Source organism: Kitasatospora sp. NBC_00240 (genome assembly GCF_026342405.1).
Classification (GTDB): domain Bacteria; phylum Actinomycetota; class Actinomycetes; order Streptomycetales; family Streptomycetaceae; genus Kitasatospora.
In genome coordinates this window covers 2,717,827-2,730,675 of sequence record NZ_JAPEMU010000001.1, presented here as the reverse complement: position 1 = coordinate 2,730,675, position 12,849 = coordinate 2,717,827, and the positions used below count along the sequence as shown (strand labels likewise).

Below are 12,849 nucleotides of genomic sequence, written 5' to 3'. Positions count from 1 at the left end.
GGCCCCGGGCTCCGGGCGGCCAGTGACGCACCTCGTTTCCGGCCTCTCGTACGACGGGTAGCGCAGCGTAGCGCGGCCCGGTCGTGCGCCCTGCTCCAGGAGAGCGGATGCTCACGTCCCCCGCGCGTGCCGCGCGTCTTGTCCACCGATCCGAACCATCAGGCCGTGACAGCGAGTTCCGGCTGCTCCGCCACGCCCTCGACCGCTCCCTGCGCGGCCGGGGCGGCGTCGTCGCCCTGGGCGGCGCGGTGGGCACCGGCCGCACCGAACTGCTGCACGTCTTCTCCGAGGCCGCCGCCGACCACGGCGTCCGGGTGCTGTCCGCGGCCGGCTCGCCGCTGGAGAAGGACTTCCCGTTCGGGATCGTCCACCAGCTGTTCCAGAGCGCCGGCCTCGACGCCGCCGCCGACGCCGAGGTGGCGCACCTGCTGGAGGGCGGCCCCGACACCCCGGCCGGCGAGGGCGGCCCCAGGCTCACCCCGCGCGCCCTGCACGGCCTCTGCTCGCTGGTGCTGCGGCTCGCCGAGCGCGCGCCGCTGCTGCTCGCGGTCGACGACCGCCAGGACGCCGACGTGCAGTCGCTGGAGTTCCTGCTCTACCTCGTCCGGCGGACCAGGGCCGCCCGGGTGCTGACCGTGCTCAGCTCGCGCGAGACCATGACGCCGCCCAACCCCTTCTTCGAGGTCGAACTGGCCCGGCAGCCGCACCACGAGCGGGTCCGCCTGGAGCTGCTCCCGGCCGGCCTGGTCTCCGAACTGCTGCACGAACGGTTCGGCGCCGACGCCGCCCTCCGGCTGACGGCCGAGGCGCACACGCTGACCGGCGGCAACCCGCTGCTCGTCCAGGCCCTGCTGGAGGACCAGGAACCCGGCGGGGCCCGCCACGAACTGGTGGTGGGGGAGAGCTACCGTCGGGGGCTGATGAACTGCCTGCACCGGATGGACCCGCTGGCCCTGCGCTGCGCCCGCGGCGTGGCCGTGCTCGGCCGCCCCGCCGAGCCGGAGCTGCTGGCCGAGCTGCTGCTGCTGGCACCGCAGTCGCTGTCCCGGGCGTCCTACCTGCTGCACTCCGCCGGACTCTTCCACGAGGGCAGGTTCCGGCACCCGACCGGCGGCGGGGACCTGCTGGCCGCGATGAAGCCCGAGGAGCTGGCGGCGCTCCACCACCGGGCCGCCCAGCTGCTGCGGGCCTCGGGCGCGTCCGCCGACCGGGTCGCCGAGCAGCTGCGCTCGGCCGAGGGCCACGTCCGGGCGCCGTGGGCGACCCCGGCGGTAGGGACCGACGGCCTCGGCGGGACGCTGGAGGAGATGCTCAGCGACTGCGACCCGGGCGGTCCGGGCGGTTTGGGTCGTCCGGGCAGCCCGGGCGGGATCGACGGGATCGGCGGCCCGGAGGGGCCGGCGCCGCTGGACGGGCCGGCGGTGCCGGACGGCTGGGCGCAGGGCTGGATGTCGGCCGTCCCCCCGCAGCGACCGCCGCGGCAGCCGGCCCCCGGCCCGGCCCTCGCGCCGGCGGCCGGGCGGCCCGCCTCCCGTCCGGTGCGGGCGGCCGGGTTCCACCCGGTGCCCGCCCCCGCGGCCGACGGCGGGGCTCCGGAGCCGGCCCCGATCGTGCTGCCGTGGGCCGCGGGCCCGACGTGGACGCCGGAGCCGGCGGCCGAGGAGACCGTCCGGATCGAGTGCGTGCCCTGGCTGCCCGGCACCGAGGCGGAGTCCGCCGAGGCCGTCGCGCGGCGCGAGCTGAAGGCCGTCCGCTACCTGTTCTGGCACGGCCGCGTCGCCGAGGGGACGGCCGCCCTGGAGCGCTTCGAGGCCGACCGGCCCGCCGGCGCCGAGCCGGCCGGCCTGCGCGAGCTGCGCTCGTGGCTCGGCTACTGGTTCCGGTCGCTGTTCCCGCAGCCTGCCCCCGGGCAGGGCGCCGGCGCCGGGGACGGCCTGGCCGTCCTGGGTGGACTGCTGGCCGGGCTGCCGGCCGAGGAGTCGGTGCTCAAGGCCGAGCGGATCCTGCGTGAGGGCCGGCTCGGCGGCGGCTCGGTGGAGTCGCTCACCTCCGCGCTGACCGTGCTGGTCTACGCGGACCGGTCGGACCGCGCGGCCCGCTGGTGCGAGCCGATCGCGACCCGCACCGCCGCCGCCAACTGCAGTTCCACCTGGCACGCGCTGTTCTCCGCGCTGCGGGCCGAGGTCGCGCTGCGCCAGGGCGACCTGCGGACCGCCGAGGAGGCCGCCCGGGCGGCCTTCGCCCGGATCCGCCCCGAGGGCTGGGGAGTCGCGGTGGGCTACCCGCTGTCCACGATGATCTCGGTACGCACCGCGCTCGGCCGGCACGAGGACGCCGCGCGCTACCTGGCGCTCGCCGTACCGGCCGAGACCTTCCAGACCCCGGCCGGCCTGCACTACCTCTACGCCAGGGGCGGCCACCTGCTCGCGGTCGGCCGGCCCGAGGAGGCGCTGGCCGACTTCCGGGCCTGCGGCGAGCTGATGGCCCGCTGGGACATCGACCACCTGCCGGGCCTGGTGCCCTGGCGGGTCGGTGCCGCCCGGGCCGAACTGGCCCTCGGGCGGCGGCAGTCGGCCGTCGCGCTGGCCGACCGGCAGCTGGCCGCGCTGGGGCCGGCCGGGCACGCGAGGGTCCGCGGGATGGCGCTGCGGGCCAGGGCGGCGGCCGGCGGGCCGGGGGAGCGGACGGGCCTGCTGGAGCGGGCCGTCTTGGCACTGGAGGCGGCCGGGGACGGCGCGCAGCTCGCCGCCGCGCTGGGCGAACTGGGCGCCACCCACCGGGTCCAGGGCGATCTCGGCCTGGCCCGGTCGGCCGAGCGCCGGGCCCGTCCGGCCGGTTTGCAGGCGGCCCGCCCGGGCGGCCCGCGGCCGCCGACGGCCGAGCCGCCGGCGGCTCGTGGCGTCGACCGTGCGGTCGAACGGGCCGTCGACCCGGGGACCGCGGCGCCCGAGGAGGGCGCCGACCGGCTCAGCGACGCCGAACGCCGGGTCGCCGGGCTGGCCGCCCGCGGGCTGACCAACCGCGAGATCGCCCGCAAGCTGTACATCACCGTCAGCACGGTGGAGCAGCACCTCACCCGGGTCTACCGCAAGCTCGGGGTCCGGCGGCGCGTCGATCTCCGCTGCTCGCCTTACCTCGGCGGGGAGTTGGCCGGCTGACCGAGCGACTGCAGGACGCCCCGGGAGCGGGCCCCCGCGAGACCCCTAGCGACGCCTAGGGGTCCCGCAGGGGCCCGCTAGGGGTTAGCGGCAAGGGCACTGATCACCAGACTGAGGAGCGCCGGAAGAACCCTTTCTCAGAGGTGGAAGCTCACGATGGCGCGCCAGGAACAGTTGCACCCGTCCTTGCCGGAAACCGTGCTCGCGACAGCGACCGCCGTCATCGGATCGGCGTGCCGCCTGCCCGGAGCGCCCGACACGCAGGCCTTCTGGCGACTGCTGGAGGAGGGCGTCGGCGCGGTCGGCGCCTTCCCGCCCGGGCGCTTCGCCGAGGGCGAGCCGGCCCGCCCCGGTGGCTTCCTCGACGAGGTCGGCACCTTCGACCCCGAGTTCTTCGGCATCTCGCCGGCCGAGGCGGCCGCCGCCGATCCCCAGCAGCGGCTGGTCCTCGAACTGGCCTGGGAGGCCCTGGAGGACGCGGGTGTACTGCCCCGCAGCCTGGCCGGCCGGGCCGCCGGGGTGTTCGTCGGCTCGATCGCGAGCGACTACGCCACCCTGGTGGCGCAGGCCCCCGAGGCGGTCACCCGGCACAGCCTGACCGGCCTGAACCGGGGCATCATCGCCAACCGGGTCTCCTACGCGCTGGACCTGCGCGGCCCCAGCCTGACCGTCGACTCGGCCCAGTCCTCCTCGCTGGTGGCCGTGCACCTCGCGCTGGAGAGCCTGCGCAGCGGTGAGTCCGAGCTGGCGCTGGTCGCCGGGGTGAACCTCAACCTGGCGCCCGACAGCACGCTGACCGTCGACCGCTTCGGCGCCCTGTCGCCCGACGACCGCTGCTTCACCTTCGACGCCCGCGCCAACGGCTACGCCCGCGGGGAGGGCGGGGTGCTGCTGGTGCTGAAGCCGCTGGCCCGGGCCCTGGCCGACGGCGACGACGTCCAGGCCGTGCTGCTGGGCAGCGCCGTCAACAGCGACGGCGCCACCGACGGGCTCACCGTGCCCGGCGCGCCCACCCAGGAGGCCGTCGTCCGGGCCGCCGTCGAGCGGGCCGGGGTGGCGGGCCACCAGGTCCAGTACGTCGAGCTGCACGGCACCGGCACCCAGGTCGGCGACCCGGTGGAGGCCGCCGCGCTCGGCGCCGCCCTCGGCGCGGGCCGCGATCTCGGCCAGCCGCTGCTGGTCGGCTCGGCGAAGACCAACGTCGGCCACCTGGAGGGCGCGTCCGGCATCGTCGGCCTGCTCAAGACGGTGCTGAGCGTGCGCCACCGCAGGCTGCCGGCCAGCCTCAACTTCGCCACTCCCAACCCGGCGATCCCCTTCGACGAGCTGGCGCTGCGGGTGCGGACCGAGTCGGGCCCGTGGCCGGACGAGGACGCTCCGCTGATCGCGGGCGTCAGCTCCTTCGGGGTCGGCGGCACCAACGCCCACGTCGTGGTCGCCGAAGGGCCGGCCGCCCGGGAGGCCGCGCCGGGTGCCGGGGGCGGCCCGCTGCTGTGGCCGCTGTCCGCGCGGAGTCCGCGGGCGCTGCGGGCGCAGGCCGGGCGGCTGCTCGACCTGGTCGGGGAGCACCCGGGCCCGGACGCCGTCGACCTCGGGCACTCGCTGGCCACCACCCGGACGGCCTTCGAGCACCGGGCCGCCGTCGCCGGCGCCGACCGGGCCGAACTGGTCGAAGGACTGCGGGCGCTGGCCGGGGGCGGGCAGGCGCTGAACCTGGTCCAGGGCGTCGCCCACCAGGCCGGGCGGACGGTGTTCGTCTTCCCCGGCCAGGGCTCCCAGTGGGATGCCATGGCCCGCGAACTGTACGCCACCGCACCGGCGTTCGCCGACAAGCTGGCCGCCTGCGAGGCCGCCCTGGCCCCGCACACCGACTGGAGGCTGACCGACGTCCTGCTCGGCCGGCCCGGCGCGCCCTCCTTGGAGCGGGTGGACGTCGTGCAGCCCGCACTGTTCGCGGTGATGGTCTCGCTCGCCGCGCTCTGGGAGGCCGCCGGCGTCCGCCCGGACGCGGTGATCGGCCACTCGCAGGGCGAGATCGCCGCCGCGCACGTGGCGGGCGGGCTCACGCTGGAGGACGCCGCCGCGGTCGTCGCGCTGCGGGCCCGGGCCATCGCCGGGCTGGCCCGGCCGGGCTCCGGCGGGATGGCCTCGGTGCCGCTGCCGGAGGCCGAGGTCCGGGCCGCGCTGGCGGCCTGGGAGGGCCGGATCGGCATCGCGGCGGTCAACGGCCCCTCGGCGACCGTCGTCTCGGGCGAGCGCGAGGCGATCGACGAGCTGCTGGCCGGCTACCGCGAGCGGGGCGTGCGGGTCCGGCTCGTCCCCGTCGACTACGCCTCGCACTCGCCGCAGGTCGAGCCGCTGGAGCGGACCCTGCCCGGGCTGCTGGCCGGGATCCGCCCGCGGGCCGGCCGGACGGCCTTCTACTCGACCGTCACCGGCGGGCTGCTCGACACCACCGAACTGGGCCCCGGGTACTGGTACCGCAACCTGCGGCAGACGGTCGAACTCAGCAGCGCGGTACGGGCCGCCCGGGCCGACGGCCATCTGGCCTTCGTCGAGGCCAGTGCCCACCCGGTGCTGACCGTCGGCCTCGGCCAGATCCTGGACGGCTCGGCGGCGGTCACCGGCACCCTGCGGCGCGACCACGGCGGCCTGCCGCAGTTCCACCGCGCAGTCGCCGACCTGTTCGCCCAGGGCGGCACGGTGGACTGGACGGACTTCTACGGCCCCGACGCCCGCCGGGTGGCGCTGCCGACCTACGCCTTCCAGCGCCGCCGGCTCTGGATCGCCGCCGCCCCCGGCCGTACTCCGCTGACCGCCGCCGCACCCGCCGGGCCCGGCCCGGCCGACCTGCCCGCAGCCATCGACCCGCCCGCAGCCATCGACCTCGCCCAGCCGCCCGCACCGGCCGGCCCGAGCGAGAGCGCCCTGCTGGACGCCGTCCGCACCAGCGCCGCACTCGTCCTCGGCCAGGCCTCCGCCGCGGCCGTGGACCCCGACCGCACCTTCAAGGACCTCGGCTTCGACTCGGTCTCCGCCGTCGAGTTCCGGGGCCGGCTGGCCGCCGCCACCGGCCTCGACCTGCCCAGCACCGTCACCTACGACCGGCCCACCCCCCGCGCGCTCGGCGCCCACCTGTACAGCCTCGCCACCGGCGGGAGCGTCGCCGCAGCCGCCCCGGCCGTGCGGACGGGCGGCGCGGACGAGGACCCGATCGCGATCGTCGCGCTCAGCGGCCGCTGGCCGGGCGGCGCCGACACCCCCGAGGCGCTCTGGGAGCTGCTGCGCGAGGGCCGGGACGCGATCGGCGACTTCCCCGAGAACCGCGGCTGGGACCTCGACGCCCTCTACGACCCGCAGGGCCTGCGGCCGGGCACCTCGTACACCCGCCAGGGCGGGTTCCTGTACGACGCCGACCGCTTCGACGGCGCGTTCTTCGGGCTGAGCCCGCGCGAGTCCGCCGCCATGGACCCGCAGCAGCGGCTGCTGCTGGAGTCCGCCTGGGAGCTCACCGAGCGGGCCGGGATCGCGCCCGACGACCTGCGCGGCAGCCGGACGGGCGTCTTCGTCGGCGTGATGCCGCAGGACTACGGCCCCCGGCTGCACGAGACCCCGGAGGGCCACGAGGGCCACGCCCTCACCGGCAGCCTGACCAGCGTGGCCTCCGGCCGGCTCGCCTACGTGCTCGGACTGGAGGGGCCCGCGATCACCGTGGACACCGCCTGCTCCTCCTCGCTGGTGGCGATGCACCTGGCCGCGCAGTCGCTGCGCCGGGGGGAGTGCGACCTCGCGCTCGCGGGCGGCGCCACCGTCATGTCCGGCCCCGGCATGTTCACCGAGTTCAGCCGGCAGCGCGGCCTCGCCGCCGACGGCCGCTGCAAGCCCTTCGCGGCCGCCGCCGACGGCACCGCCTGGGCCGAGGGCGCCGGACTGGTCCTGCTGGAGCGGCTCTCCGACGCCCGGCGGCTCGGACACCCGGTGCTCGCGCTGGTGCTCGGCTCCGCCGTCAACCAGGACGGCGCGTCCAACGGGCTGACCGCCCCCAACGGCCCGTCCCAGGAGCGGGTGATCCGCGAGGCGCTGGCCGCCGCCGGCCTCACCCCGGCCGAGGTGGACGCCGTGGAGGCGCACGGCACCGGGACCGCGCTGGGCGACCCGATCGAGGCGCAGGCGCTGATCGCCACCTACGGCCGCGGCCGGACGGCCGAACAGCCCCTCTGGCTCGGCTCGTCGAAGTCCAACATCGGCCACACCCAGGCCGCAGCCGGGGTCACCGGTGTGATCAAGCTGGTCCAGGCGCTGGCCCACGGCGAACTCCCCGGCACCCTGCACCTGGACCGGCCCTCGCCGCACGTCGACTGGTCGGCCGGCACGGTCTCGCTGCTCACCGGGACCACCGCCTGGCCGGAGACCGGCCGCCCGCGCCGGGCCGCCGTCTCCTCCTTCGGCATCAGCGGCACCAACGCGCACCTGATCCTGCAGGCCCCGCCGGCCGAGGCGGACGCTCCCGGGGCGCCGGCCACCGAGCCCGTGCCGTCCGCCGAGGGGGCCGGGCCGCTCGCCGAGGCCGCCGGCCTGCCGCAGCCCTGGGTGCTGTCGGCCCGTGACGAGCGGGCCCTGCGGGACTCCGCCGGGCAGCTGCTCGCCCGCCTCGCCGACCCGTCCACCGACTTGTCCGCCGCGGGCTCGGTCGCCGGCTCGGTCGCCGACATCGGCTGGTCGCTGGCCGCCGGCCGGGCCCGCTTCGAGCACCGGGCGGTGCTCACCGCCGCCGACCTGGCCGGGCAGACCGGGCTGCTCGCCGCCCTCGCCGCGGGCGAGCCCGCCCCCGGCCTGCTGACCGGCGTGGCCGCCCCCGGCCGGACCCTCGCCGTGCTGTTCTCCGGACAGGGCAGCCAGCGGCCCGGCGCCGGGCGTGAACTCCACGCCCGCCACCCGGTGTTCGCCCGGGCCCTGGACGCCGCCGCCGACCTGTTCGACGCCGACGGCAGCCTGGACGTACCCCTGCGCGAGGTGCTGTTCGCCGAACCCGGCACCCCGCAGGCCGCGCTGCTCGACCGCACCGCGTACACCCAGCCGGCCCTGTTCACCCTCCAGGTCGCGCTGTTCCGGCTGGCCGAGTCCTTCGGCGTCCGCCCGGACCACCTGATCGGCCACTCGATCGGCGAACTCACCGCCGCCCACCTCGCCGGCGTGCTCTCGCTGCCGGACGCCGTCACCCTGGTCGCCGCCCGCGGCCGGCTGATGCAGGCGCTGCCCGAGGGCGGCGCGATGGCCGCGCTGCAGGGTCCCGAGGCCGAGGTGCTGCCGCTGCTGGCCGGCCTGGAGGGCCGGGTGGCGGTCGCGGCCGTCAACGGCCCGTCCTCGGTGGTGATCTCCGGCGACGCCGACGAGGTCCGCCGGATCGCCGCCGACCGGCGCGAGCGCGGCCGCCGCAGCAAGGTGCTGCCGGTCAGTCACGCCTTCCACTCCCCGCACATGGACGCCGTCCTGGACGACTTCCGGCGGGTCGCCGAGAGCCTGGAGTTCGGCGAACCGCGGATCCCGGTCGTCTCCGACCTCACCGGCGAGATCGCCACCGCCGAGCAGCTGCGCAACCCCGAGTACTGGGTGCGGCACATCCGCGAGGCCGTCCGGTTCCACGACGGCATCCGCACCCTGGACGCCCTCGGCACCGGCGCCTACCTGGAGATCGGCCCGGGCGCGACCCTCACCGCCCTCGCCGAGGAGAGCCTGGACGAGCGTCAGGACGACGGCGCCGGCCGACCCGGCGCCGATCGCCCGGTCGCCGTCGCCACGCTGCGCGCCGACCGCCCCGAGGTCGACACCTTCACCGAGGCCCTCGCCCGGCTGCACGTCCACGGCACGCCGGTGGACTGGAGCGCCGCCTACGCCGGCCGGGAGACCCGCCGGGTCACCCTGCCGACCTACCCCTTCCAGCGGCTGCGGCACTGGCTCGACCAGCCCGCCACCGCCGCGCCGGCCGCCGCCGGACTGCTCGCCGCCGGCCACCCGCTGCTCGGCGCAGCCGTCGAACTCCCGGGAGAGGCAGGCTGGTTGCTGACCGGCCGGATATCCCTGCGGACCCACCCCTGGCTCGCCGACCACACCGTCGGCACGGCCGCGCTGCTCCCCGGCACCGCCTTCGTCGAACTCGCCCTGCACGCGGCGGAGCGCACCGGCCCGGCCGCGCTGGAGGACCTCACCGTCGAGGCCCCGCTGCCGCTGACCACCCGGGGCGTCCAGCTCCAGGTGTCCGTCGGCGCCGCCGACGAGGCCGGCCGCCGGCCCGTCCAGGTGCACTCCCGCCCCGAGGGCGGCGACGGGCCGTGGACCAGGCACGCCGCCGGCTCCACCGCCGCCCCCGCCGAGCGGCCCGAGGAGTTCGCCTGGGCACAGGCCTGGCCGCCGGCCGGCGCCGTCGCCGTCGACACCGCCGACCTGTACGAGCGGCTGGCCGACCGGGGCTACGCGTACGGCCCGGCCTTCCGCGGGCTGACCGCCGCCTGGCGGCTCGGCGAGGAGGTGTACGCCGAGGTCGGGCCCGCCGCCGAGGCTGCCGGGTACGGACTGCACCCGGCCCTGCTCGACTCCGCCCTGCACGCCGTGATCGGCATCCTCCGGGACTCCGAATCGCTCGAACTGCCGTTCTCCTGGCGGGAGGTGGCGCTGCACCGGGCGGGCGCCCGGACCCTGCGGGTACGGCTGCGCGCCGCCGGCGCGGACGCCGTCACGCTGGAGGCCGCGGACGACACCGGCGAGCTGGTCGCCGCCGTCGGAGGCCTCACCCTGCGGGCCGCCGCCGGCGCCGGGACCGACTCCCTCCACCGGCTCGACTGGGTGCCGCTGGCGCTCCCCGCGGCCGCTGCCGAGGGGGCCGGCCGGACGGCCGCGGCGGGCCCCTGGGCCCTGCTCGGCGAGGACGAGCGGCTGCGGGCCGCGCTCGCCGGGGCCACCGGAGCGGACGTCCCCGCCTCCCCCGGCACCGGGGAGCTGCCCGCCGGGGTGCGTACCGTGCTGGCCCCCGTCGCGGACGCGGAGTCCGCGCTGGCGCTGCTCCAGGCCTGGACGGCGGACGAGCGGCTCGCCCCGGCCCGCCTGGTCCTGCTCACCCGCCACGCGGTCGCCACCCACGGCGGTGAGGACGTCCCCGACCCGGCCGCCGCCGCGGTCTGGGGCCTGGTCCGCACCGCGCAGGCCGAGCACCCCGACCGCTTCCTGCTGGCCGACCTGGACGGCCCCGCCGCGGAGGCCGCCCTGCCCGCCGCGCTGGACGCCGCCCTGGCCGCCGGCGAGACCCAACTCGCCCTGCGCGCAGCGGAGCCGACCGTACCCCGGCTGGTGCCGGTCCGGGCCGGCGACAGCCTGCGGCCGCCCGCCGACGCCGCCTGGCGCCTCGACACCGAGACCCCGGGCGCCCTGGACAGCCTGCGGCTGCTGCCCGCCCCCGAGGCGGCCGCCCCGCTCGAGGCCGGGCAGGTCCGGCTCGCGCTGCGCGCCGCCGGGCTCAACTTCCGGGACGTGCTGATCACCCTCGGGATGTACCCGGGCGGCGCCCGGATCGGCGCCGAGGGCGCCGGCATCGTGCTGGAGACCGGCCCGGGCGTCACCGCGCTCGCCCCCGGCGACCGGGTGATGGGCCTGGTCCAGGGCACCCTGGGCCCGGTCGCGGTCACCGACCACCGCCTGCTGACCCGGATCCCGGCCGGCTGGAGCTTCGCCGAGGCCGCCACCGTGCCGGTCGCCTTCCTCACCGCCTACCACGGCCTCTACGACCTGGCCGGGCTGCGCCCGGGGGAGAGCCTGCTGGTGCACGCCGCGACCGGCGGCGTCGGGCAGGCCGCCGTCCAGCTCGCCCGGCACGGCGGCTCCCCGGTGTTCGGCACCGCGAGCCCCGGCAAGTGGGACACCCTGCGCGCGCAGGGCCTCGACGACACCCGGATCGCCTCCACCCGGACGCTCGACTTCGAGCCGGAGTTCCGGGCGGCCACCGACGGACGCGGGGTGGACGTCGTACTGAACTCGCTGGCACGGGAGTTCACCGACGCCTCGCTGCGCCTGCTGGCCCCCGGCGGCCGGTTCGTCGAGATGGGCAAGACCGACCCGCGCGACCCGGCCGCCGTCGCCGCCGACCACGGCGGCGCCGCCTACCTCGCCTTCGACCTGTTCGACGTCGACCCGGCCCGGATCGGCGAGATCCTCGCCGAACTCACCGCCCTGTTCGACAGCGGCGCCCTGCGGCCGCTGCCCGTGCACGCCCAGGACGTCCGGCAGGCCCCGCAGGCGCTGCGCCACCTCAGCCAGGCCCGGCACACCGGCAAACTCGCCCTCACCCTGCCCCGCGCCCCGGCCGCCGGCGGCACCGCCCTGGTCACCGGCGGCACCGGCACCCTCGGCCGGCTGATCGCCCGCCGCCTGGTCACCCGGCACGGTGTGCGGCACCTGCTGCTCACCGGCCGGCAGGGCCCGGCCGCCGCCGGCGCCGCCGAGCTGACCGCCGAACTCACCGCGCTCGGCGCCGAGGTGACCGTCGCCGCCTGCGACGTCGCCGATCCCGACGCGGTCGCGGCCCTGGTCGCCGGCATCCCGCCGGAGCACCCGCTGACCGTCGTGGTGCACGCGGCCGGCGTCCTCGACGACACCCTGCTCGACTCGCTCACCGCAGAGCGGCTGCGGGCCGTCCGCCGCCCCAAGGCCGGCGGCGCGCTGGCCCTGCACCGGGCCACCGAGCACCTCGACCTGGCCGCCTTCGTGCTCTTCTCCTCGGCCGTCGGCCTGCTCGGCAACGCCGGACAGGCCAACTACGGCGCCGCCAACGCCGAGTTGGACGCGCTCGCCCAGCACCGCCGGGTGCGCGGCCTGCCCGCCGTCTCGCTCGCCTGGGGACACTGGGCCGAGGCGGGCGGCATGGCGGCGAAGCTCAGCGCGGCCGAGGCCGAGCGGCTCGCCCGGACGGGGCTGGCGCCGATGGGCACCGAGCAGGCGCTGGCCCTGTTCGACGCGGCGCTCGACTCGCCGTACCCGGCGCTCGCGCCGGCCGGGCTCGATCCGTCGGCCGCCGACCCGCAGGCGCTCGCCCCCGTACTGCGGGCGCTGGTCCGGGCCCGGCCGCGCCGCGCCGCCGCACCGGGCGCGGACGGCCCGGCGGCCCTGGTCCGCCGGCTCACCGGCAAGGCGCCCGCCGAGCAGCAGCGGATCCTGCTGGCGCTGGTCCGCTCGACCGCCGCCGCGGTGCTCGGACACCCGGACGCCGACTCGATCCGGCCCCAGATCGGCTTCATGGACTCGGAGTTCGACTCCCTGGGCGCGATCGAACTCCGCAACCGGATCAACGCCGCCACCGGGCTGCGCCTGCCCACCACCGTCGTCTTCGACCAGCCGACCCCGGTCGCGCTGGCCGCCCATCTGCGCGAGCGGCTCGCCCCCGAGCCCGCCGCGCCGGTGGCCCCCGAACACCCCGCAGCGCCCGACCTGCTGGCCGAACTCGACCGGCTGGAGGCCTCGTTCGCGCTGGCCCCGGCGGAGGACGAGACCCGGGCCCGGGCCGTGGACCGGCTCGCCGCGCTGCTCGGCGCCCTCGGCGGACGCCCGGCCGGCGCCGACGACGGCATCGCGGAGCAGATCTCCGCCGTCAGCAACGACGACATCTTCGACTTCATCGACAACGAGCTCGGAATTTCCTGAGAGAGGC

General features: G+C 77.8%; 2 protein-coding genes. Both read left to right on the top strand.

All coding sequences use genetic code 11. The features are described 5' to 3' along the window. The first annotated feature begins 107 nt into the window (after positions 1 to 107). A complete protein-coding gene (locus tag OG689_RS11670) occupies positions 108 to 3,158 on the top strand; it encodes a LuxR family transcriptional regulator (RefSeq protein WP_266319938.1) in 3,051 nt (1,016 codons plus the stop codon). 156 nt (positions 3,159 to 3,314) lie between these two features. After that, positions 3,315 to 12,842 (top strand): type I polyketide synthase, encoded by a 9,528-nt coding sequence (locus tag OG689_RS11665; RefSeq protein WP_266319937.1) that lies wholly within the window; start codon positions 3,315 to 3,317, stop codon positions 12,840 to 12,842. The last annotated feature ends 7 nt before the right edge of the window (positions 12,843 to 12,849 follow it).